This is a genomic window from Amycolatopsis sp. NBC_01480 (assembly GCF_036227205.1).
In the GTDB taxonomy this organism is placed as follows: Bacteria; Actinomycetota; Actinomycetes; order Mycobacteriales; family Pseudonocardiaceae; genus Amycolatopsis.
Genome location: NZ_CP109442.1, coordinates 8,515,176 through 8,537,164, shown reverse-complemented (window position 1 = coordinate 8,537,164; position 21,989 = coordinate 8,515,176). Strand labels below are relative to the sequence as shown.

Below are 21,989 nucleotides of genomic sequence, written 5' to 3'. Positions count from 1 at the left end.
GGTGGCATGGCTTCTGTTTCCAACGACTACAACACCTTCGGCGAGGCGTACACCGTCGAAAACGAGACCAGCCTGATCAACGCCTACTACACGCGGCCCGCGATCCTGGACCTGGCCGGGGACGTGGCGGGCCGGCAGATCCTCGACGCCGGCTGCGGCGCCGGGCCCCTGTTCGCGCAGCTGCGTGACCGGGGCGCCACCGTGACCGGTTTCGACGCCAGCACGACGATGGTGGAGCTGGCTCGCAAACGGCTCGGCGAAGACGCGGCCCTGCAGGTCGCCGACCTCGCCGAGCCGCTGCCGTTTGCCGAGGGCGTGTTCGACGACGTGGTCGTGTCCCTGGTCCTGCACTACCTCCATGACCGGACTGCCCCGCTGGCCGAGCTGCGGCGGGTGCTCAAGCCCGGCGGCCGGCTGATCCTGGTTGTCAACCACCCCATCATCTACAAGATGGTCCATCCCGAAGGCAGCTATTTCGCGACCGAGCAGTGGTCCGAGGAGTACACCTTCAACGGTGAGAAAGCCGTGCTGACGTACTGGCACCGGCCGTTGCACGCGATGACCGACGCCTTCACCGCGGCCGGCTTCCGGACCGCCGTCATCAGCGAGCCGTACCCGGCGCCGGGCGCCCGCGAGCGTTTCCCCGAGCAATTCGGCGACAAGGAAGCGTTCCTGTGCTTCCTGTTCTTCGTCCTGGAGGCCGAGTGACCTTCCCCCTGGAGCCCACCCCGATCCGGGTGCCCGACCAGGTCCTCGACGACCTGCGCGCCCGCCTCGCGCTGACCCGGCCGCCGCTGGACGAGGGGAACGAGGACTGGTCCTATGGCGTGTCGGCCGCCTATGTCAGTGAGCTGGCTGCCTACTGGCGCGAGGGCTACGACTGGCGCAAGGCCGAGGCCGCGATCAACGCCTACGAGCACTACCAGGTGAGCGTCTCCGGTGTCCCGGTGCACTTCATGCGCAAGCCCGGCCGCGGTCCTCGCCCGATCCCGTTGATCCTGACTCATGGCTGGCCGTGGACGTTCTGGCACTGGTCGAGGGTGATCGACCCGCTCGCCGACCCGGCCGCGTCCGGCGGCGACCCCGCGGACGCGTTCGACGTGATCGTGCCGTCCCTGCCCGGCTTCGGCTTCCCCGGGCCGCTGACCGGTTTCCCGGACGTCAACTTCTGGAAGGTCTCCGACCTCTGGCACACGCTGATGACCGAGACCCTCGGCTACCGCAAGTACGCCGCCGGGGGTTGCGACATCGGCGGGATCGTCACCAGCCAGCTCGGCCACAAGTACGCCGACGAGCTGTACGGCATCCACATCGGCTCCGGGCTGCCGCTCGACTTCTTCACCGGCCCGCGAGCCTGGGACTTCGCGCGGAACCGGCCGCTGACCGAAGACCAGCCCGCCGACGTCCGCGCCCGCATCATCGAGCAGGATCACCGCTCGGCGTCCCACCTCGCCGTGCACATGCTCGACGGCGCCACCCTGGCCCACGGCCTCAGCGACTCGCCCGCCGGACTGCTCGCCTGGCTGCTGGAGCGCTGGAACGCCTGGAGCGACAACGATGGCGACGTCGAGTCCGTCTTCACCAAGGACGATCTGCTCACCCACGCCACGATCTACTGGGTGACCAACTCCATCGCCACGTCCATGCGGTACTACGCCAACGCCAACCGCTACCCCTGGACCCCGGCGCACGACCGCACCCCGGTCGTGACGGCCCCGGTCGGGCTCACCCTTGTCACGTATGAGAATCCGCCCGGCATCCACTCCGCCGAGGAGCGCGTGGAGGCGTTCAAGGCCGGCCCGCAGGCCGCGTGGTTCAACCACGTCAACGTCACGGCCCACGATCACGGCGGCCACTTCATCCCCTGGGAGAACCCCGGCGCCTGGGTGAGCGACCTGCGCCGCACCTTCCACGGCCGCCGGCCCTGACGTTTTGGCTAGCACGAAACTTTGGCGGAAATCCCTGGTCTGTATACCCGAACGGTCCTCGACCGGGGTACGGGCGCCCCGAGGCGCAGCGCGCCGATCTGCAGGGCACGACCACGCCGCGCTTGGAGGCCGTTCACCGTGCGCTGCAACGAAATCTCGACTCCGGGGAGGAGCTGGGCGCCTCGCTGGTCGTCGACCTCAACGGCGAGCGCGTGGTCGACCTGTGGGGCGGGTTCCGCGACCCTGCCCGCGCCGTCGCCTGGGACGAGCACACCATCACGACCGTGTGGTCGACGACGAAGACGGTCACCAGCCTGGCCGCGCTGATCCTCGTGGACCGCGGCGAACTCGACGTCTACGCACCGGTGGCCCGGTACTGGCCCGAGTTCGCCGCGAACGGCAAGCAGGACATTCAGATCCGCCACCTGCTCTCACACACCTCCGGGTGTCCGGCCTCGAGCAGCCGGCCACGATCGAAGACCTCTACGACACGGAGGGGGCCGCGGCCCGGCTGGCTGCGCAAGCCCCCTGGTGGTAGCCGGGCACCGCGTCCGGCTACCACCTGCTCACCTTCGGGCACCTGATCGGCGAGGTCGTCCGCCGGGTCAGCGGCCGGTCCCTGCGGGAGTTCGTCGCCGAGGAGATCGCCGGGCCGCTGGGCGCCGACTTCCAGATCGGGGCGGCGCGGGAGGACTGGGGCCGGATCGCCGACGTCGTCCCGCCGCCGTTGCCCGCCGACCGCCCGGCGGTGGACCCGGACAGCCCCGCCGGCAAGACCTTGACCGGGCCAGCCGCCACCGCGGACGCCGCCAACACCCCGGCCTGGCGGACCGCAGAGATCGGCGCGGCGAACGGCCACGGCAACGCCCGCTCCGTCGCCCGCATCCTGTCCGTGCTCGCCCGCGGCGGCGAGGTCGACGGCGTCCGGCTCCTGAGCGAGAAGACGATCGACCTCGTCTTCGACGTCCAGGCCGACGGCATCGACCTGGTCAACGGGCTCGCGCTGCGCTGGGGTATCGGCTACGCACTGCCCCAGCGCGACACCGTCCCGTGGATGAAGGCCGTTTACGACCAGTTCGCGTGAGGTCAGGAAGCCGGCGGCGAACCCCGGAAGTTCTGGTCGGCGAAGGCGAGCAGATACGGCAGCGTCGCACGGGCAGTGTGCCAGGTGTGGTTGAAGCCGTGTTCGGAGTGGACGACGGCTTCCTGGCCCCGCTCGTGGAAGGCGGTGGCGATGCGGCGGGCGGTGGCGACGTCGGTGGGGGCGCCGGTGCCGACGGCGAGCATCACCGAGACCGGCGCGCTGAAGGTCATCGTGGGCAGGTAGCGGCGCGGGGTGTTGGCGGCGATCGCGGCCTGGTTGCCGTTCAGCACGCCGATGGAGTCGTTCAAGTCGTCGTACGGCAGCGCGATGACCAGCGTGCCGAACTCGTCCACGTGGTGCAGGCCGATGTTGAGCGCGCCGAAGCCGCCGCCGGACATGCCGCCGAGCGCACGGTGCCGCCGGTCGGCGACGGTGCGGTAGCGGTGGTCGACCGCGGGGACGACGGTCTTGGCCAGGTAGGTCTCGAGCTGGGGGCCGCCGGGCACGTTGAGGCACTCCCAGTCCTTGCTGGGCTGGCCCGCGGTCATGTCCACGCTGACCACGATCATCGGCTCGATCACCTTCGCCGCTTCCAGGCTGCGGAGGGTGTCCGGGGCCGAGCCGGAGGTCAGCCAGTCGCGCGGGCCGCCGTACGGGTAGCCGTGGATCAGGTAGACGACCGGGTACCGGTGGTGCGCGTTGGCCGGGTCGGAATAGCCCGGCGGGAGGATCACGTAATTGTCGCCGGAGGGCACGCTGTCGGCGGGGCCGGCGACGCTGAGCACCTCGATCGCCTGGCTGCTGTTCGGCTGCTGGTGCGCGGCGGTGGCCTGGCTGGCCGGGGTGATGGCGTCCGACTCGCGATCGCTGTCGGTGAGGAGCTGGCCCACCGCGCTGGCGACGCCGGAGCCGCGTTGGAAGAGGCGGCCGAGGTCGTCGGGCGTGCGGACGTAGCCGACGTAGCTGTTGACTGCGGTGACGGCTGCGATCAGGAAAAACGCCACCGCGCCCGAGGTTCCCCAGCGCCGGGCCCTCCGGTTGCGCGAAAGCGCGATGGTGACGGCGAGGATGGCGACCGCGGCGCCCGCGGCGGTGAGCCAGATCAGCGGCGATTCCAGCGGGCCGAGGTCACGCGCCTGCGCGGTGACATCGGGCGGCAGCACCGGGTCGACGCCGGCGTGCGGGATCACCGGCGCACCGCCGGTCGGGGGCAGCACGAGCCGCCGCGGGAAAGCAAACGCAACTGGGAATCCCTGCCATGAGCCGGTGCGGGCAAGGGTCGCCCGCACCTCTAAAGATCATTTTAGGAACCAGTCGCTGTGGATTTGTTGAGAGCGGGTAAAGAGTGCCTCAAATACCCTGGTCACGGTTGCGGTAGATGGTCAGCGCACTGGGCCGGGACCGGAAGTGGAACTCCTGGCCGAGCGGGCCGACCTCGCCGTCGGTGGCCACGCGGCGATTGCCGTCGAGCAGCCGCACGTGCAGTTCGGGCCGGTCGAGCTGCTGGTAGACGTGGCTGGCGTTGAGGCTGTTGGTGACCATCGCGAGCAGGAACCGGGCCCGGGAGTACGGCAGGTCGGCGCGCAGGTACCGGACGTCGAGCAGGCCGGTGTCGAGCGCCGGGCGGCGGGACGGGGCGAAGCCCTTCGGCGCGTACGTGCCGTTGCCGACGAAGATCAGCCAGACCTCGGCGGCCTCGCCGTCGAGCAGGATCCGCAACGGCTTGGCGCGGCGCAGCACCCGGGCGAGCGCGATCGCCGCCGCAGGCCACTTCGGGTGCTTCTGCTGGAGCTTTTCGCGCAACCGCACCATTTCCGGGTAACCGCCGAGGCTCGCGGTGTTGACGAACCAGCGGTGCTCCGGCTCGCCGGCCCCGGTGACCTCGACCTCGCCGAGGTCGATCCCGACGGCGTGGCCGGCCTCGGTCGCGGCGTCGGCGTCCGGCATCGAGCGGACCCCGACGTCGCGGGCGAAGTGGTTGAGGGTGCCCGCGGGGATCAGCGCCAGCGGCAGGTTCCGCTCGGCGGCGATCGAGGCGACCGCGGCCACCGTCCCGTCCCCGCCTGCCACACCCAGCGCGCGGATGCCGCCGATCCGGGCGTCGATCTCCGCGTTGAGCTGGTCGCGCAGGTCCTGCGACGGGTCCGGGTAGAGGATCGTCGCCTTCGGCCAGGCGTAGCGGACATCCTCGGTGGGGTCGTGCCCGTCGACGCCGGAGTGCCGGTTGACCAGCACCAGCATGTCCTCGCCGTCGCGCATCTCCGGGGCTTCGGCGGCGTGCGCGGTGCGCGCGGGTCGGTCGGGCCCCAGCGGCCACCAGTGCCGGGTCAGCGCGGCCACGCCGACGCCGATCGCGATGCCCGCGCCGACGTCACTGGGCCAATGGACACCGGTGTGCACCCGCGAGTACGCGACCGCGCCGGCGATTGGGACGAGGGCCAGGCCCGCGCGCGGCGACTCCATCGCCACCGCCGTGGCGAACGCGGCGGCCGAAGCGGCGTGGCCCGAGGGGAACGACGAGGAGACCGGGCGGTCGCGCAGACGACGGTGCTCGGGCACCTCGTCCTCGGCCGGGCGGCGGCGTGGGAACAACGGCTTGCCGATCAGGTTCGCGGCCGCGCTCGCCCCGGCGATCGCGGCCACCCCGCGCAACGCGCCCCGGCGCGCCGGACCCTTGCGCGCGGCCAGCGCCGCGGCCACGACCCACCACAGCCGCGACTGGTTCGCCGCCTTCGAAAGCGATCCCAGTACTTGGTCGGCCCGGGTCTCCGGCAGTGCCGCACTGCGCCGCATCAGCGCGCGATCGGTTCGGCCGACCCGCCGGAACGGCCGGCTGAGCTGCGAGAACACGCTGGGGGACCTCCGGTCCGTCGAGCCGGGCACACGATCGGCTGGCGCCGGATTCGCACGCTTTTTCACCGAACGCAACGTACCGACCGCGTGTCGCCGCCCGAACGGCGCACCGTCGGAGGGGGTCCAGCGCCTACTCTGGTGGGATGCAGCGGCGGATCTTTGGCATCGAGACCGAGTTCGGGGTCACGTGCACCTTCCACGGCCAGCGCAGGCTCTCGCCCGACGAGGTGGCGCGCTATCTCTTCCGGCGGGTCGTCTCGTGGGGACGCTCGTCGAACGTGTTCCTGTCGAACGGCTCCCGGCTCTACCTCGACGTGGGCTCACACCCGGAATACGCGACGGCCGAGTGCGACGACCTGGTCCAGCTGGTCACCCATGACAAGGCGGGGGAGCGGATCCTGGAGGACCTGCTCGTCGACGCCGAGCGGAGGCTGGCGGACGAGGGCATCGGCGGCGACATCTTCCTGTTCAAGAACAACACCGACTCGGCGGGCAACTCCTACGGCTGCCACGAGAACTACCTGGTGACCCGGGCCGGGGAGTTCTCCCGGATCGCCGATGTGCTGCTGCCGTTCCTGGTCACCCGCCAGCTCATCTGCGGCGCGGGCAAGGTCCTGCAGACCCCGCGCGGCGCGGTCTACTGCCTGTCGCAGCGAGCCGAGCACATCTGGGAAGGCGTCTCGAGCGCGACCACCCGCTCGCGGCCCATCATCAACACCCGCGACGAGCCGCACGCCGACGCCGAGCGCTACCGGCGCCTGCACGTCATCGTCGGCGACTCGAACATGGCCGAGCCCACCACGATGCTCAAGATCGGGTCGGCGAACCTGGTGCTCGAGATGATCGAGGCCGGCGTCCAGTTCCGGGACTTCACCCTGGACAACCCGATCCGCGCGATCCGCGAGATCAGCCACGACCTGACCGGGCGCCGGCAGGTCCGGCTCGCCGGCGGGCGCGAGGCCTCGGCGCTGGACATCCAGCGCGAGTACCACGCCCGCGCCGTGCAGCACCTCAAGGAAAACGGCTCCAGCCCGGCGAACGACCGCGTGGTCGAGCTGTGGGGCCGAGCGCTGGAAGCGGTCGAGCAGCAGGACTTCAGCAAGATCGACACCGAGATCGACTGGGCCATCAAGCACCGCCTGGTCGAGCGCTACCGCGCCAAGCACGACCTGGACCTGTCCAGCCCGCGGGTGGCGCAGATCGACCTGGCTTACCACGACATCCGCCGCGGCCGGGGCATCTTCGACCTGCTGCAGCGCAAGGCTCTGGTCCGCCGCGTCACCGACGACGGCGAGATCGAGGTCGCCAAGGACACCCCGCCGCAGACGACCCGCGCGAAGCTGCGGGGCGATTTCATCGCCGCCGCGCAGGCCGCGGGCCGCGACTTCACCGTGGACTGGGTGCACCTGAAGCTCAACGACCAGGCGCAGCGCACCGTGCTGTGCAAGGACCCGTTCCGCTCGGTCGACGAGCGCGTGGAACGGCTGATCAGCTCTCTGTAGCCGGTACCGGAAGGGGCCGTCCCGATGGGGCGGCCTCTTCCGCGTTTCCTACGAAAGTCGCCGGCCCGGTGCGGCAGGATCTGGCGCATGCGTCTGGTGCGTGCGTTGCTCGTCCTGCTCGGTGCGATCCTGCTGGTCCCGGCGACGGCCTCGGCCGCGTCGCTGCCGGACCGGTTGCCTTCGTGGCAGCTGGCCCCGACCGGGGTGACCGCGCAGTTCCGCGGCCTTTCGGCGGTGAGCAGCCGCGTCGCGTGGGTCAGCGGGACGCAGGGGACGGTGCTGCGGACCGTCGACGGCGGGCGCACCTGGTCGTCCGTCGGCCCGCCCGGAACCGGCACGCTGGAATTCCGCGACATCGAGGCGTTCGACGCGGAGCACGCCGTGACCCTGTCGATCGGGCCCGGCCCGGATTCGCGCGTCTACCGCACCGACGACGGCGGACGGCATTGGCGCCAGACCTTCCAGAACCCCGACGCGAAGGCCTTTTACGACTGCCTGGCCTTTTTCGACCCGTGGCGCGGCCTCGCCATGAGCGACCCCGTCGACGGGAAGTTCCGGATGCAGGCCACCTCCGACGGCGGCCGCAGCTGGCACCAGATCCCCGACACCGCGTTCCCGCCCGCGCTGCCCGGCGAGGCCGGTTTCGCCGCCAGTGGCCAGTGCGTCACCACCTCCGGCCCGGCCGACGCCTGGCTCGCCACCGGCGGCGGCGCGCAGGCCCGGGTCCTGCACTCCGGTGACGGCGGACGGCACTGGAGCGCCGCCGTCACCCCGCTGCCCAGCAGCGCCTCGGCCGGGGTGTTCGCGCTCGCGTTCCGCACGCCGTGGCAAGGCGTCGCCATCGGCGGCGACTTCGCGAACCCCACCGCGCCCGGCCCCGCCGTCGCGCTGAGCGGCGACCGCGGCCGCACCTGGCACACCCCGCCGCAGCACCCGGACGGCTACCGCTCCGGGCTGGCCTGGCTCGGCGGCACCGTCCTCGCCGTCGGCCCAGGCGGCAGCGACCTCAGCCCCGACGGCGGACGCCACTGGACCTCGTTCGACACCGGCAGCTTCGACACGGTCGACTGCACCCCGACCGGCAGCTGCTGGGCCAGCGGTGTCCAGGGCCGCATCGCCCGGCTCGGCCGCTGACGCGGGCCTACCACCGAACCCGCGGGGAGCTACTCTCCGACGGGAAGCAGGGTCGGCAGCGCAAGGAGGTCCGTCGTGGCGACCAGCACGGCCGAACAGCACCCCGAAGCCGAAGACGCCGAATACAACGCCTATCTCGCCGCCTGCCCGACCCGGAAGCTGCTCGACGAGATCGCCGGCAAATGGGTCAGCCTGATCCTCGTCGCGCTCGGTGACGGCCCGCAGCGCTACAGCGACCTCTCGCGCCGCATCGCCGGGGTCAGCCAGAAGATGCTCACCCAGACCCTGCGCGTGCTCGAACGCGACGGCCTGCTCACCCGCACCGTCACCGCGGGCGTGCCGGTGCGCGTCGACTACGCCCTGACCGGCCTCGGCGCGAGCCTGCACGCGCTGATGACCGGCTTCAAGGACTGGGCGGAGACGCACTTCGACGAGGTCGACGCCGCGCGCGCCGGTTACGACGCGCGCACGCCGGACCTCACGATCGGGAACCACGGCACGGTCTAGGGTTGCCGGGTGTCCACCGCACGCGCCGAACGCCTGGTCAACCTCGTGCTCGCCCTGCTGTCCACCCGGCAGTACCTCACTGCCGAGCGGATCCGCGGGATCGTGCCCGGGTACACCGACGCGGCCAGCGACGAGGCGTTCTTCCGCACCTTCGAGCGGGACAAGACCGAGCTGCGCGAGCTCGGCATCCCGCTGGAGACCGGCCGCAACTCCGCCTTCGACGCCGTCGAGGGCTACCGCATCGCCCGCCGCGACTACGAGCTCGGCGAGATCGACCTGGCCCCCGACGAGGCCGCGGCCGTCGGCCTCGCCGTGCGCCTCTGGGACTCGCCCGAGCTGACCGGGCAGGCGCTGGGCGCGCTGGTCAAGCTGCGCGCGGCCGGCGTCGAGGTGGACGACCAGGCCCCGACCGTGATCGAGCCGCGGGTCCGCGCGGAGCCGGCGTTCGGGCCGCTGCTCGCCGCCGTCCAGAACGGCCGCGCCGTCCGCTTCGAGTACCGGCGCGTCGGCTCGCCGGAGCGGATGATGCGCACCCTCGAGCCGTGGGGCGTGGTGTCCTGGCGCGCCCGCTGGTACGTCGTCGGGCACGACCGCGACCGCGGCGCCACCCGCTGCTTCCGGCTCTCCCGCGTCACCGGCCAGGTCACCGCGATCGGCCCGGCCGGCGCGGTCACCCGGCCCGAGGGCGTCAACCTGCTGCAGCTCGTCTCGGTCACCGGCGGCGGCGAGGAGCCCGCGCCCGTGACCACCGCCCGCCTCTGGATCGCCGACGGCCGCGCGGCCGGGGTCCGCCGCCGCGGCCGCGTCGTCGGCCGGGAGACCATCGGCGGGGAGACGGGCGACCTGGTCGAGATCGGCCTGAACTTCCCCGAGTCCGCCGCCGACTGGATCGCCTCCCAGGGCCCGGACGTGCTGGTGCTGGAGCCCGACGTGCTGGCCAAGGCCGTGCAGCACCGGCTCGAGGACGTGCTCGCCCGCACCGCCGCGGGGAGCAGCCGATGAGCAGCTCCACCGAGCGCATGCCCCGGCTGCTCGCGCTCGTGCCCTACCTGCTGGCCCGGCCCGGGATCCGGGTCGACGACGCGGCGCAGGACTTCGACGTCACGCCCAAGCAGCTGCGCAAGGACCTCGAGCTGCTCTGGATGTGCGGGCTGCCCGGCTACGGCCCCGGCGACCTGATCGACCTGTCCTTCGAAGGCGACACCATCGTCGTCACCCACGACGCCGGCATGAACCGGCCGCTGCGGCTGACCGGCAGCGAGGCCACCGCCCTGCTCGTCGCGCTCCGCGCCCTGGCCGAGACGCCCGGAGTGGTCGACGCCGACGCCGTGCGCCGCTCCATCGCCAAGATCGAGGTCGCCGCCGGGCAGGCCCAGCCGGCCGGCGTGGTCGTCGCCGGCGGGGTCCGCGAGGGCAAGCGCACCGCGGAGACCCGCGAGGCCGTCGCGGGCGCCCTGCAAGCCGGGCGCGCCCTGCGGATCCGCTACTACACCGCGTCCAAGGACCAGGTCACCGAGCGCACCGTGGACCCGATGCGGCTGCTCATCGTGCAGGCCGTCGGCTACCTCGAAGCCTGGTGCCGCCGCGTCGAAGGCGTCCGGCTCTTCCGCCTGGACCGCATCGACGAGCTGACCGTGCTCGACGAGCCCGCCGCGCCGCCCGCGCACGCCCGGCCCACCGACCTGTCCGACGGCCTCTTCGCCCCGCGCCCGGACCAGCAGGAGGCCGAGCTGGTCCTCGGCCCGGACGCCCGCTGGGTCGCCGAGTACTACCCGTGCGAGGAGCTGGCCGAGCTGCCGGGCGGCCGGCTGCGGATCCGGATGCGCTACGCCGACGAGTCCTGGATGGTCCGGCTGGTGCTCAGCCTCGCCGGGGACGCGCTGGTGGAGAGCCCCGCGGCCCTCGGCGAAGCGGTCCGCCGGCGCGCGGCCGACGCGGTGGCCCGTGCCCGTCACCTACCGTCAACCTACGAGCGTTAAGGTAACGACGTGCCGTACCTGCCCACCGTCGTGCTCCTCGCGGCGGGTCTTCTTGTCCTGATTGTCCTGCTCGTGCGGACGCTCAGGGTCTTGCGCGGTTTCCGCCGCACCATGAGCATGGTGGCTACGAACACCCAGGAGCGGACCGGATTGCTCCGGGCCCGCTCCGCCGCTCTTCGCGTGGCTGTGGTGCAGCGCCGCGAGGCTCCGGAAAACCAGTAACATCTCCCTGAGACGGAAAGAAGGAGGCCACCGACCATGAACGCGCTGCAGCCGTGGCACATCATCATCCTGGTGCTTCTCGTGGTTCTGCTGTTCGGTGCCAAGAGGCTTCCGGACACGGCCCGCGCCATCGGCAAGTCCATGAAGATCTTCAAGGCCGAGACCAAGGACCTCTCCGGCGAGAAGAACGCGGACGACGCCGAGCCGGCCGAGACCCGGCAGATCCCGCCGGCCGCCGCCGCGAGCCCCGCGCCCGCCGCCGGTGTCACCTCGGCCCAGGACAAGCAGGTCGCCGACCTCCAGCGCCAGCTCGACGAGCTGAAGAAGCAGCAGACCGTCGACCAGCCGCAGAAGAACGCCAGCTGAGCTCAGCCGGCCCCACCCGGTCCCCCTGCCGCGCAGCGCGCTGACCACCCGGCGCGCTCGCGCGGCCGACGATGAGAACGGAACGACCAGTGGCGGAAGCCGTCAACGGCAACGGCAGCCGGAGCACCCGGCGGCGCCGCAGCCGCCGGGTCAACCCCGACGGCACGATGACGCTCATCGAGCACATCTACGAATTCCGCCGCCGGCTCGGGTTCGCCCTGCTGTTCATCGTCATCGGCGGCATCTTCGGCTGGATCTGGTTCGAGCAGCACCTCGGCCCGATCCCGTCGCTCGGCAACATCATGACCCAGCCGTACTGCGCGATCCCGCCCTCGCAGCGCTTCGGCAGTGACCAGGGCGGCTGCAAGCTGCTGCAGACCGTCCCGTTCGAGATCTTCATGGTCCGCCTGAAGGTCGGTGTCGCCGCGGGCGCCGTGCTGCTCTCGCCGTTCTGGCTGTACCAGTTCTGGGCGTTCATCGCCCCGGGCCTGTACTCCAAGGAGCGCAAGTACGCGCTGACCTTCGTCGCGTTCGCCTCGGTCCTGTTCGCCGCCGGCGCCGTGCTCGCCTACTACCTCGTGCCGCACGCGCTGGCCCTGCTCGCCGGCTTCGGCCAGGAGCAGTTCGTCACCGCGCTCACCGCGGACAAGTACATCTCGTTCATCCTGTCGCTGTTGCTGATCTTCGGCGTCAGCTTCGAGCTGCCACTGCTCGTGGTGATGCTCAACCGCGTCGGCGTGGTCAAGTACCAGCAGCTCAAGAAGTGGCGCCGCGGGCTGGTGTTCGCGCTGTTCGTCTTCGCCGCCTTCGCCACCCCCGGCTCGGACCCGTTCTCCATGCTCGGCCTGGCCGCCGCGCTGACCGTGCTGTTCGAGATCTCCATCCAGCTCGCGCGCTTCCACGACCGCAAGCGCGACAAGGTCCGTAAGGACGAGGGCTGGGACCAGCTGGCCGACGACGAGGCCGCGCCGTTCGACTACACCCCGAGCACCGCCGACGACGAGCCCGTCGCCCGCGGTGGCGGCAACCGCACCGACGACATCACGTAACGCCGGCATGGGCCTGCACGCGGCACTGGCCGTGCACCCCGCCTCCGGACACGGCGCCGCCGCTCGCATCGCGGACACCGTCGCCGCCCGGCTGCGCCCCTGCGCCGACCGCCTCGACGTGCTGGTGGCCAACACCGTCGAGGAGTCCCGCGCCCTGATGCGCGCCTCCCACGACGCGGGCCTGGACGTGCTGATCGTCCTGGGCGGCGACGGCGCGGCCCACCAGGGCGTGCAATTCTGCGCCGACCACGACGTCGCCCTCGGCCTCGTCCCCTCCGGCACCGGCAACGACTTCGCCCGCGCGCTGGGCAGCCCGCCGGACGCATCGTCCGCCGTCACCAAGCTCGTCACGGCGCTCGAAGACGGCACCCGCCGCCGCATCGACCTCGGCCGGACCGCGGACACCTGGTTCGCCACCGTGCTCTGCTCCGGCTTCGACGCCAGCGTCAACGCCCGCGCCAACCGGCTCCGCTGGCCGTCCGGCCCGCATCGCTACGACGTCGCGATCCTCGCCGAGCTGGCCGCGTTCCGCCCCAGCCCGCTCACCCTGACCGCCGACGGCACCACCCTGGACCTCGACGCCACCCTAGTCGCGATCGGCAACACCCCGTTCTACGGCGGCGGCGTCCCCATCTGCCCGGCCGCCACCCCGGACGACGGCCTCTTCGACGTCACCGTCATCGGCGCCGCCACCCGCCTCCAGCTGCTGCGACTGCTGCCCGGCCTGCGCTCCGGCGGCCACGTGACACACCCCGCCGTCCGCACCCTGCGCGCCCGCGAGCTGACCCTCACCGGCCCCGGCTGGCCCACCTACGCCGACGGCGAATCCCAGGGCACGGCGCCGTTCACCGTCACCTGCGTGCCGGACGCGCTGACCGTCGTCGCCTGAAGCGCCCCACTGTGGCGTTCGGTGCGTTGGACGCACCGAACGCCACATTGGGTGCGTGGAACAAGGGCTGGGCGCGGAGCGCCTCCGTTGAGGGTGGCGGCGGGGCAGGGCCGGAGCAACCAACGCCACATTGGGGCGCGCTGATCGTCACGCGGCGTGCGGACTGTCGGTGCCGTGTGGAACCCTGACGGAGTGGCCAGTAGCCCTTCTCAGTCCCCGGCCGAGGCCTATGCGGTCTCGCGGCGCCGCGGGAAGTACCCCCGGCTGACCCAATTCGCCGGCGAGGTGTCCTTCGAGTTCGACGATTTCCAGGTCCGCGGGTGCGAGGCCCTGGAGAACGGCCACGGCGTGCTGGTCTGCGCGCCCACCGGCGCCGGCAAGACCGTGGTCGGCGAATTCGCCGTGCACCTGGCGCTGGCCGAGGGCCGCAAATGCTTCTACACCACGCCGATCAAGGCGCTGTCGAACCAGAAGTACACCGACCTGGTCAACCGGTACGGCGCCGACGCGGTCGGCCTGCTCACCGGCGACACCTCCATCAACGGCAACGCCCAGGTGGTCGTCATGACCACCGAGGTGCTGCGCAACATGCTGTACGCCGGCAGCTCGGCCATCCCCGAGCTCGGCTACGTCGTGATGGACGAGGTGCACTACCTCGCCGACCGGTTCCGCGGCGCGGTCTGGGAAGAGGTGATCCTGCACCTGCCGGAGCACGTGCGCGTCGTCGGCCTGTCCGCCACGGTCAGCAACGCCGAGGAGTTCGGCGAATGGCTGGTCGAGGTCCGCGGCGACACCACCGTCGTCGTCGACGAGCACCGGCCCGTGCCGCTGTGGCAGCACATGCAGGTCGGCAACCAGCTGCTCGACCTGTTCGCCGGCCAGGACGAGGCCGACCCCGGCGCCGAGCTGCGGATCAACCCCAGCCTGCTGCGCCGCACCGAGGAAATGGGCCGCTACGCCGGTCCCAGCGGCTTCCGCGGGCCTCGCGGCGGACGCCGGAGCGCGCCCCAGCGCGGGCCGAGGTTCCGGCCGCCGTCGCGCGTGGACGTCGTCGAAAGGCTCGACCACGCCGGGCTGCTGCCCGCGATCGTGTTCATCTTCTCCCGCGCCGGCTGCGACGCCGCGGTCACCCAGTGCGTCCGCGCCGGCCTGCGGCTCAACGGCCCAGAGCAGGTCGACGAGGTCCGCCGCATCGTCGAGGAGCGCACCAAGGACCTGCCCGAGGGCGACCTCGGCGTGCTCGGCTACTGGGAATGGCGCGACGCGCTGGAGCGCGGCATCGCCGGGCACCACGCCGGGCTGCTGCCGGCGTTCAAGGAGACCGTGGAGGACCTGTTCGTCCGCGGCCTGGTGAAGGTCGTGTTCGCCACCGAGACCCTCGCGCTCGGCATCAATATGCCGGCCCGCACCGTCGTGCTCGAGCGGCTGGTCAAGTACAACGGCGAGGCGCACGTCGATCTGACGCCCGGCGAGTACACCCAGCTCACCGGCCGCGCCGGGCGCCGCGGCATCGACATCGAGGGCCACGCCGTCGTGTCCTGGCAGCCCGGCGTCGACCCCAAGCAGGTCGCGGGCCTCGCCTCCACCCGCACGTACCCGCTGCGCTCGTCGTTCCGGCCCGGCTACAACATGGCCGTGAACCTGGTCGCGCAGGTCGGCGCCGACGCCGCCCGTGACCTGCTGGAACAGTCGTTCGCCCAGTTCCAGGCCGACCGCTCGGTGGTCGGCACCGCGCGCCGCATCGAGCGCAACAAGGAAGCCCTCAAGGGCTACGCGAAGGCCGTCACCGGCGACTTCGCGCAGACGCTGGAGTACGTCGAGCTGCGCGCGAAGATCTCCGACCGCGAGAAGGTGCTGGCCCGCCAGAACACCGCGTCCCGGCGCGCGGGCACGGCGGAATCGCTGGAGAAGCTGCGCAAGGGCGACGTGATCGCGGTCCCGGCCGGCCGCCGCGCCGGGCTCGCCGTGGTCGTCGACCCCGGGCTCGACCCGATCCGCGAGCCGCGCCCCGTGGTCGTCACCGAGGACCGCTGGTCCGGCCCGCTGTCGGTGGCCGACTTCCCGGCGCCGGTCGAACCGCTCGGGCACATCCGGCTGCCCAAGCACATCGAGCTGCGCTCCCCGCGGACCCGCCGCGACATCGCGTCCTCGCTGCGCAACGCCGGCATCGCGCTGCCCGGCCGCCAGCGCCGCCGCGGAGGCGCGGACGACGACGCCGAGCTGGCCAGCCTGCGCCGCGCCCTGCGCTCGCACCCCTGCCACGGACTGGCCGAGCGTGAGGCGAACCTGCGCTGGGCCGAGCGCTACCAGCGGCTCACCGAGGAGACCGCCCAGCTCGAACGCAAGGTCGCCGCGACCACCCACTCGCTCGCCCGGGCGTTCGACCGGATCCTCGCCCTGCTCGGCGAGCGCGGGTACCTCGGGCCGGCGACGGCGGGCGACGGCGAGGACCGCGTCACCGAGCACGGCCAGCGCCTCACCCGGCTCTACAGCGAGTCCGACCTGCTGGCCGCCGAGTGCATCCGCAACGACGTGTGGGCCGGCCTCGGCCCGGCCGAGCTGGCCGCGGTGGTCTCGACGCTGGTGTTCGAAGCCCGCCGCGACACCGCGGGCGAGCCACGGCTGCCGGCCGGCGGCGTGCCCGCCGCCTGGCAGGAGACCACCCGGCTGTGGGTCGAGCTGACCGAGGACGAGCGCCGCCACCGCCTCGACCGCACCCGCGAGCCCGACGCCGGGTTCGCCTGGCCGGTCTACCGGTGGGCCCGCGGCGAGTCGCTGGAGAAGGTGCTCACCGCCGCGGAGACCAACGGCCAGGAGTTGTCCGCGGGCGACTTCGTCCGCTGGTGCCGCCAGGTGATCGACCTGCTCGACCAGGTCCGCGACGTGCTGGGCAAGGCCGACCCGGTCGGCGCCACCGCGGCCGAGGCCGTCCGCGCCCTGCGCCGGGGCGTCGTCGCGGCCGGGGCGGCGTGAGGTCCGCGTTACCCCGGGAGTGCGTTCGGGGGCATCTGTGGCGCACCTGGCGGACAGGGTGTGCGTGGGCGCGTGTGCTCGGCCCCGACCTGTGGTTGGATCGCGCTCGAGACCAGGCGAAGCGAGGCGGAGGCGAACGATGAGCACGCCGTATGGCGGCAACGACCCGCAGCAGCAGCCCCCGTACGGGCAGCAGCCGCAATACGGGCAGCAGCCGGGCGGCGCGTACCCGCCGAGCGGGCCGCAGGAGCAGCCCTACAACCCGCAGCAGTACGGGCAGCAGCCACCCCAGCAGCCGTACGACCCGTCGCAGCCCACCCAGTGGGTCCAGCCCCCGTCGCCGCAGCAGCCGCAGTACGGCCAGCAGCCCGGCGGCTACACCCCGCCGCAGCAGACCCAGTGGGGCCAGCAGCCACCGCAGCAGTACGGCCAGCCGTACGACCCGAACCAGCAGCAGTACGGCCAGCAGCAGCCCGGCGGGTACCCGCAGAGCGGGCCGCAGGAGCAGCCCCTGTACGGCCAGCCGCCGAGCGGTCCCCAGGCCCAGCAGCAGTACGGGCAGAACCCGCAGCAGCAGGGCCAGTACGACTACGGTCAGCCCGCCGCCCCGGCCGCGGGGGAGAAGGAGCCGGGCGGCTCCAAGAAGGGCCTGTTCATCGGCATCGGCGCGCTGGTGGTCGTGGTCGCGGTGGTCGCGATCCTCGGCTTCGTCGCGCCCGGGTTCTTCCGGACCGAGGTCTTCAACAACACCCAGATGCAGACCGACGTGGCGAAGCTGCTGACCGACACGTACAAGATCGACGGCGTCAGCGGCGTCACCTGCCCGGCCGAGCAGAAGGTGACCGACGGCGCGAAGTTCGAGTGCACCGCCACCATCAGCGGCAAGCCGCAGCAGGTCCCGATCACGGTCAAGGGCACCGACGGCAACTACGAGGTCTCGCCGCCCACTTCGCCGTGAGCGCAGCTCAGTAAGCACCGCCCGAGGACGGGCCGCCCGGGAAACCGGCGGCCCGTCCTCGGTGTCACGGCCGGGTCGACGGAGCCGCGCGGACAGCTTGTCCGGGACGCGCGCCGCGGTGTGGTGCGGTACTTTTTCCTGACCTTGACCAAAGGCCTTCGGGGCGGAGGATCGTGGGCATGCGCGCGCTGCGGGTGCTGGGTTTGTGCGTGATCGGGCTGCTGGCCGCCGCGGGCTGCGGCGCCGGCCCGAACGCGGGGCAGCCCGAGTGGACGACCACCTTCAGCCACCCCTCGACCGCTCCCTCGTCCCCGCCGCCGGTCCGGGTCTTCGACGCCAAGGCCATGAGCGCCGGTGTCGCGAAGATCCTCACCGAGAACTACGGGCTGCACGACCTCGGCCAGGTCACCTGCCCCGACCGGCAGGCCGTCGCCGACGGCAACCGGTTCCAGTGCACAGTGGACGTCGCGGGGGAGCGCAAGCGCGTGCCCATCACCGTGACCGGCACCGAAGGCCAGTACCGGGTGGACGCGCCCCGGTAAATGGCTCGGCCCTTAAATCGCATGGCCCCGGACCGGCCGGCTTGGTTTGATCAGGGGCATGACGGACTTCGCGGTACGGCCCATCACCGACGACGAGCGCCGGCCCACCTTCACCCTCCTGATGCAGGCCCTGCACTCGCGCGTGCCGAGTGATGAGAACTGGCGCGAGTACGCGGAGTCCTGGGCCGCGGAGCGGAAGTTCGGCGCCTTCGCCGAAACCGGCCCGGTCGGGATCACCGGCTCGTTCGACACCGAGCTGGTCGTGCCCGGCGGCGCGCGCCTGAGCACCGGCGCGGTCGACGGCGTCGGGGTCCGTGCGGACTGGACCCGCCGCGGCGTCGTCAGCGCGCTGATGCGCACCCAGCTCGAGGATTTCGCCGCCCGCGGCATCAGCCTCGCCGCGCTGTACGCCAGCGAAGCGGTCATCTACGGCCGCTTCGGCTACGGCGCCGCCACACTCGGCCGCTCGGTCCGGGTCGAGCACCCGGCCCGGATCCGCGGCAGCGCCCCGTCCACCGGCACCGTCCGGCTGCTCGACGAAAACCAGGCGGTGGTGCAGATCCCCACGCTGTACCAGCGGATCATCGAGCGCGCCCCGCGGCCGGGCCAGCTCGCACGCCCCGCCTACTGGTGGCCGAGCGAGCACAACCGCCAGGTCCGCTACGGCGGCGGTTACCGCGTGGCCGTCCACACCGGACTGGACGGCGAGGACGACGGGTTCGCCGTGTTCCGCAGCGTGGACCGGGGCACCACCGACGAGCCGGAGCGGCGGGCGCTGCTGGACGTGCGGGACCTCAACGGCGCGAACCCCGCGGCGATCGCCGGGCTGTGGCGGTTCCTGCTGTCGGTCGACCTGATCGGCACCGTCGTCGCCCGCGACCGGCCGGTGGACGATCCCGTCGGCGTCCTGCTCACCGACCCGCGCCGCGCCCACACCACGGAGCTGGGGGACCAGCTGTGGGTACGGGTGGTCGACGTCGCCGGTGCACTGGCCGCCCGCACTTACGGCGACGCCGCCCCGGTGGTCCTCGGCCTCACCGACCCGCAGCTGCCCGCCAACACCGGCCACTACGCGGTCGGCCCCGAAGGCGCCCACCGCACCGACGCACCGGCGGACCTGCAGCTCGACTCCGAGGCCCTCGCGATGCTCTACCTCGGCGAGTGGCGCGCGACGAGCCTGCTGCAGGCCGGCCGTCTCACCGCGACCGACCCGGCCGCCGCCGCGCGCGCCGACATCCTGTTCACCACCGAGCAACGCCCGTGGTGCGGCACGCACTTCTGACTCGTGAGTGTTTATGACGGTTAGAACCGTCATAAACACTCACGAGTCTGGGGGCAGCGCGGCGAGCAGCCGCTCCACCGACCGGCCCAGGTTCCACCGTTCGGCCAGCTCCGCGACCCGCTCCGGGTCGGCCGGGCGCGTGGGCACCGCGTCCGGGCCGGACACCTCGACCGGGGCGTCCACGGCGACGCGCACCACGGTGGGCGCGACCGCGAGGTAGTCGGCGGCGTCGGAAAGCCGCAGCCGCGTCTTGAGCGGCACCCGCGCGTCGCCCGCGGACGAGGCCGCGATCAGCTCCTCCAGCGAGCCGAACTGCGTGATCAGCTTCGCCGCCGTCTTCTCGCCGATGCCGGCGACCCCGGGCAGCCCGTCGGACGGGTCGCCGCGCAGCGCGGACATGTCGGCGTACGCCGGGCCCGCGTGCTCGACCGGCACCCCGTAGCGTTCGGCGATCTCCTTGCGCCCCAGCACTTCCGCCTTCGCCCAGCCCTTGCCGACGTACACCACGGCGGTGGGCGTCGGCTCCTCGCGCACCAGCTGGAACAGGTCGCGGTCGCCGGTGATGACCTCCACCGCGGCGTCCCGCTCGCGGGTGGCGAGCGCCCCGATGACGTCGTCGGCCTCGTAGCCCGCGGCCTCGGCGGTGGCGAAGCCGAACGCGGCCAGCACGTCGAGGATCACCGGCACCTGCGGGGTGAGCGTGTCCGGCACCTCCTCCACGTCCGCCTCGCTCTCGCCGTGGCCCGGCGCCGCGACCCGGTGCGCCTTGTAACTGGGCAGCAGGTCGGTGCGGAACTTCGGCCGCCAGTCCGCGTCCAGGCACGCCACCAGCCGCGACGGGCGGCGGTCGGTGAGGATGCGCGCGATCGTGTCGGTGAAGCCGCGCACGGCGTTCACCGGGGTGCCGTCGGGCGCGGTCATCGAGTCGGGCAGCGCGTAGAACGAGCGGAAGTACAGGCTGGCGGAGTCGAGCAAGGCGAGTGGTCCGGTCACCCGCACAGCGTGCCATGCCGGGCGCCGGACCATCGGTGCCGCGCCGGTTGCCCCGGGCCCCGCCGGGGTAACCGGGCGGGGACGGGCCAGGAGGGGAGCACGATGTCCACACCGGACGAACAAGGGCGGGCGAAGAGCGGGGGACGGCCGTGAAGGTCTTGGTGACCGGGGCGTCCGGCTTCGTCGGGAGCCGGCTCGTGCCCGCGCTCGCCGAGGCCGGGCACGAGGTACGCGCGATGACCCGGCGACCCACCGAGTACACCGGGGCCGGCACCGCCGTCCGCGGCGACGTGGCCGAGCCGCGCTCACTGCGCGCCGCGCTGGAAGGCGCCGACGCCGCGTACTACCTCATCCATTCCCTCGACGCCGCCGACTTCGAACGCCGCGACGCCGCCCACGCCCGCGCCTTCGCCCAGGCCGCCAAGGAAGCGGAAGTGGGCCGCATCGTCTATCTCGGCGGGCTCGGCGACGACACCGACGACCTGTCCGCGCACCTGCGCAGCCGGCGCCTGGTGGAGCACCTGCTCGGCTCCGCGGGCGTGCCCGTCACCGTGCTGCGGGCCGGCATCGTCGTCGGCCACGGCGGCATCTCCTGGGAGATCACCCGCCAGCTGGTCGAGCACCTGCCGGCCATGGTCACCCCGCGCTGGGCCGCCACCCGCACCCAGCCGATCGCGATCGCCGACGTCATCCGCTACCTCGCCGGGGTGCTCGAACCCGCCGACGCCGAGGGGCGCACGTTCGACATCGGCGGCACCGAACAGCTCGCGTACGTGGACATGCTGCGCCGCCTGGCCGAGCTGGAGGGCCGCCGCCCGCTGATCGTGCCCGTGCCGCTGCTGACGCCGAGGCTGTCTTCGTACTGGCTGGCGCTGGTCACCGACGTCGACGTCACCACCGGCCGCACCCTGATCGACTCGATGGCGAACGAGGTCGTGGTGCGCGACGACGGCATCCGGAAGCTCGTCCCGTTCGAGCCGATGGACTACGACGCCGCCGCACTGTCCGCGCTGGGGGAGCGCGCCCGCGAACGGCGGACGGCTTGACGGCGTCGCGCGGCCTGCTCACCGCCTTCACCACCGGGGCCAAGCAGCGGCGCGTCCTCCTTCCGGTCTTCACGGCCGCGGGCACCGGGCTGCTCGGCCTCTCGCTGGCCACCCGGCCCGGCTCCGGCCGCTTCTACGTGCTCACCAACGCCGTCGCCGCCACCTGGATCGCGGGCGGGCTGGCCGCGGGGCCGCCCCCACGCGGCCGGTCCCGCCATCCGGTCGCCACCCCGGTGCTGATCGGTGCCGGGGCGTTCGGCGTGTTCTACGCAGCGGCGCTGGTCGCCCGCCGCATCCCGGTGCTCTCCCGCGCGCTCGCCGGTGTGCTCGCCTACGCCCACCGCGGCTCCGGCCCGGCGGTGCTCGCGACCACTCTCGTCACGGGCGCGGCAGAGGAGGTCTTCTTTCGCGGCGTCGTGCAGGAGCCCGGTACGGCGGTCGCGGCCTCGACCGCTGTGTACGCGCTGTCCACAGTCGCCACCCGCAACCCCGCGCTGGTGCTCGCCTCCGTCGTGATGGGCACGGTGTTCGGGCTCCAGCGGCGCGTGACCGGCGGCGTCCAGGCCCCGCTGCTGACCCATGTCGTGTGGTCCGCGTTGATGCTGCGCTACCTGCCGCCGCTGTTCGAAACCCCGGCCCCGGACCGGGTGCCGGACCACGGCCCGCGCCGGTACTAGGCTCC

Annotated in this window: 22 protein-coding genes; 19 read left to right on the top strand and 3 right to left on the bottom strand. The window is 72.6% G+C overall.

The features are described from left to right. Nucleotides 1-6: 6 nt before the first annotated feature. The 4 genes from OG371_RS40205 (at nucleotide 7) to OG371_RS40190 (ending at nucleotide 3,012) form a co-directional block, all read left to right on the top strand. Nucleotides 7-708, top strand: a complete 702-nt coding sequence (locus tag OG371_RS40205; RefSeq protein ID WP_329061775.1) for a class I SAM-dependent methyltransferase — start codon at nucleotides 7-9, stop codon at nucleotides 706-708. Next, nucleotides 705-1,928 (top strand): epoxide hydrolase family protein, encoded by a 1,224-nt coding sequence (locus OG371_RS40200; RefSeq protein ID WP_329061774.1) that lies wholly within the window; start codon nucleotides 705-707, stop codon nucleotides 1,926-1,928. Before OG371_RS40205 ends, OG371_RS40200 begins: the two co-directional genes overlap by 4 nt. A 122-nt stretch (nucleotides 1,929-2,050) precedes the next feature. Next, nucleotides 2,051-2,512 carry a serine hydrolase domain-containing protein gene (locus OG371_RS40195; protein ID WP_329061772.1) on the top strand — a complete coding sequence of 154 codons (462 nt, stop codon included), beginning with the start codon at nucleotides 2,051-2,053 and terminating at the stop codon, nucleotides 2,510-2,512. After that, nucleotides 2,491-3,012, top strand: coding sequence for a serine hydrolase (locus OG371_RS40190; protein WP_329073395.1), 522 nt, complete (start codon nucleotides 2,491-2,493; stop codon nucleotides 3,010-3,012). Before OG371_RS40195 ends, OG371_RS40190 begins: the two co-directional genes overlap by 22 nt. A 2-nt stretch (nucleotides 3,013-3,014) precedes the next feature. Here the strand turns inward: OG371_RS40190 and OG371_RS40185 are convergent, their stop codons facing one another. Further along, complete coding sequence (locus tag OG371_RS40185) at nucleotides 3,015-4,202, bottom strand: alpha/beta hydrolase (RefSeq protein WP_329061771.1); 1,188 nt, start codon at nucleotides 4,200-4,202, stop codon at nucleotides 3,015-3,017. Between the two features lie 160 nt (nucleotides 4,203-4,362). After that, entirely contained in the window at nucleotides 4,363-5,805 is a 1,443-nt protein-coding gene (locus OG371_RS40180; RefSeq protein ID WP_442876205.1) for a bifunctional phosphatase PAP2/diacylglycerol kinase family protein, read from the bottom strand. 203 nt (nucleotides 5,806-6,008) lie between these two features. On the opposite strand from OG371_RS40180, the gene pafA reads away from it, so the two are divergent. The 13 genes from pafA to OG371_RS40115 all read left to right on the top strand — a co-directional run bounded on the left by pafA (nucleotide 6,009) and on the right by OG371_RS40115 (nucleotide 19,268). Next, nucleotides 6,009-7,367, top strand: a complete 1,359-nt coding sequence (gene pafA, locus OG371_RS40175; RefSeq protein ID WP_329061768.1) for a Pup--protein ligase — start codon at nucleotides 6,009-6,011, stop codon at nucleotides 7,365-7,367. Nucleotides 7,368-7,454: 87 nt separating this feature from the next. Then, the gene (locus OG371_RS40170; protein ID WP_329061765.1) at nucleotides 7,455-8,501 is read left to right on the top strand and encodes an oxidoreductase; all 1,047 of its coding nucleotides are present in this window, start codon (nucleotides 7,455-7,457) and stop codon (nucleotides 8,499-8,501) included. A 75-nt stretch (nucleotides 8,502-8,576) separates the two neighbouring features. Further along, nucleotides 8,577-9,008: a winged helix-turn-helix transcriptional regulator gene (locus tag OG371_RS40165; protein WP_329061763.1), complete on the top strand. Its 432-nt coding sequence runs from the start codon at nucleotides 8,577-8,579 to the stop codon at nucleotides 9,006-9,008. Between the two features lie 9 nt (nucleotides 9,009-9,017). Then, nucleotides 9,018-10,010, top strand: coding sequence for a helix-turn-helix transcriptional regulator (locus tag OG371_RS40160; protein WP_329061761.1), 993 nt, complete (start codon nucleotides 9,018-9,020; stop codon nucleotides 10,008-10,010). Continuing rightward, complete coding sequence (locus OG371_RS40155) at nucleotides 10,007-10,987, top strand: helix-turn-helix transcriptional regulator (RefSeq protein ID WP_329061759.1); 981 nt, start codon at nucleotides 10,007-10,009, stop codon at nucleotides 10,985-10,987. The genes OG371_RS40160 and OG371_RS40155 overlap by 4 nt, the downstream gene beginning before the upstream one ends. A gap of 9 nt (nucleotides 10,988-10,996) precedes the next feature. Continuing rightward, nucleotides 10,997-11,209: a bacteriophage holin gene (locus OG371_RS40150; RefSeq protein WP_329061757.1), complete on the top strand. Its 213-nt coding sequence runs from the start codon at nucleotides 10,997-10,999 to the stop codon at nucleotides 11,207-11,209. Between the two features lie 36 nt (nucleotides 11,210-11,245). Next, a complete protein-coding gene (gene tatA, locus OG371_RS40145; RefSeq protein WP_329061755.1) occupies nucleotides 11,246-11,575 on the top strand; it encodes a Sec-independent protein translocase subunit TatA in 330 nt (109 codons plus the stop codon). Nucleotides 11,576-11,664: 89 nt separating this feature from the next. Further along, nucleotides 11,665-12,624: a twin-arginine translocase subunit TatC gene (tatC, locus tag OG371_RS40140; protein ID WP_329061753.1), complete on the top strand. Its 960-nt coding sequence runs from the start codon at nucleotides 11,665-11,667 to the stop codon at nucleotides 12,622-12,624. A 7-nt stretch (nucleotides 12,625-12,631) separates the two neighbouring features. Further along, complete coding sequence (locus tag OG371_RS40135) at nucleotides 12,632-13,513, top strand: diacylglycerol/lipid kinase family protein (RefSeq protein ID WP_329061751.1); 882 nt, start codon at nucleotides 12,632-12,634, stop codon at nucleotides 13,511-13,513. Nucleotides 13,514-13,705: 192 nt separating this feature from the next. Next, complete coding sequence (locus OG371_RS40130; RefSeq protein WP_329061750.1) at nucleotides 13,706-16,486, top strand: DEAD/DEAH box helicase; 2,781 nt, start codon at nucleotides 13,706-13,708, stop codon at nucleotides 16,484-16,486. 139 nt (nucleotides 16,487-16,625) lie between these two features. Continuing rightward, nucleotides 16,626-17,444 (top strand): DUF4333 domain-containing protein, encoded by an 819-nt coding sequence (locus OG371_RS40125; RefSeq protein WP_329061748.1) that lies wholly within the window; start codon nucleotides 16,626-16,628, stop codon nucleotides 17,442-17,444. Nucleotides 17,445-17,623: 179 nt separating this feature from the next. Further along, a complete protein-coding gene (locus OG371_RS40120) occupies nucleotides 17,624-17,986 on the top strand; it encodes a DUF4333 domain-containing protein (protein ID WP_329061746.1) in 363 nt (120 codons plus the stop codon). A 58-nt stretch (nucleotides 17,987-18,044) separates the two neighbouring features. Beyond that, nucleotides 18,045-19,268 (top strand): GNAT family N-acetyltransferase, encoded by a 1,224-nt coding sequence (locus OG371_RS40115; protein WP_329061744.1) that lies wholly within the window; start codon nucleotides 18,045-18,047, stop codon nucleotides 19,266-19,268. Nucleotides 19,269-19,307: 39 nt separating this feature from the next. Here OG371_RS40115 and OG371_RS40110 read toward each other — a convergent pair whose 3' ends face one another. Next, a complete protein-coding gene (locus OG371_RS40110) occupies nucleotides 19,308-20,261 on the bottom strand; it encodes a 5'-3' exonuclease (RefSeq protein ID WP_329061742.1) in 954 nt (317 codons plus the stop codon). Nucleotides 20,262-20,410: 149 nt separating this feature from the next. On the opposite strand from OG371_RS40110, the gene OG371_RS40105 reads away from it, so the two are divergent. Together OG371_RS40105 and OG371_RS40100 are read left to right on the top strand one after the other, a co-directional pair. Then, the gene (locus OG371_RS40105; RefSeq protein WP_329061740.1) at nucleotides 20,411-21,307 is read left to right on the top strand and encodes an NAD(P)H-binding protein; all 897 of its coding nucleotides are present in this window, start codon (nucleotides 20,411-20,413) and stop codon (nucleotides 21,305-21,307) included. After that, nucleotides 21,304-21,984: a CPBP family intramembrane glutamic endopeptidase gene (locus tag OG371_RS40100; protein ID WP_329061738.1), complete on the top strand. Its 681-nt coding sequence runs from the start codon at nucleotides 21,304-21,306 to the stop codon at nucleotides 21,982-21,984. Before OG371_RS40105 ends, OG371_RS40100 begins: the two co-directional genes overlap by 4 nt. Nucleotides 21,985-21,989: the final 5 nt, after the last annotated feature.

What these genes read in the sequence shown, in the direction of transcription:
- OG371_RS40205 (WP_329061775.1), top strand. Translation starts at nt 7, where the DNA reads ATGGCTTCTGTTTCCAACGACTACAACACCTTCGGCGAGGCGTACACC.
- OG371_RS40180 (WP_442876205.1), bottom strand. Translation starts at nt 5,805, where the DNA reads ATGCGGCGCAGTGCGGCACTGCCGGAGACCCGGGCCGACCAAGTACTG.
- pafA (WP_329061768.1), top strand. Translation starts at nt 6,009, where the DNA reads ATGCAGCGGCGGATCTTTGGCATCGAGACCGAGTTCGGGGTCACGTGC.
- OG371_RS40170 (WP_329061765.1), top strand. Translation starts at nt 7,455, where the DNA reads ATGCGTCTGGTGCGTGCGTTGCTCGTCCTGCTCGGTGCGATCCTGCTG.
- OG371_RS40155 (WP_329061759.1), top strand. Translation starts at nt 10,007, where the DNA reads ATGAGCAGCTCCACCGAGCGCATGCCCCGGCTGCTCGCGCTCGTGCCC.
- tatA (WP_329061755.1), top strand. Translation starts at nt 11,246, where the DNA reads ATGAACGCGCTGCAGCCGTGGCACATCATCATCCTGGTGCTTCTCGTG.
- OG371_RS40135 (WP_329061751.1), top strand. Translation starts at nt 12,632, where the DNA reads ATGGGCCTGCACGCGGCACTGGCCGTGCACCCCGCCTCCGGACACGGC.
- OG371_RS40125 (WP_329061748.1), top strand. Translation starts at nt 16,626, where the DNA reads ATGAGCACGCCGTATGGCGGCAACGACCCGCAGCAGCAGCCCCCGTAC.
- OG371_RS40120 (WP_329061746.1), top strand. Translation starts at nt 17,624, where the DNA reads ATGCGCGCGCTGCGGGTGCTGGGTTTGTGCGTGATCGGGCTGCTGGCC.
- OG371_RS40115 (WP_329061744.1), top strand. Translation starts at nt 18,045, where the DNA reads ATGACGGACTTCGCGGTACGGCCCATCACCGACGACGAGCGCCGGCCC.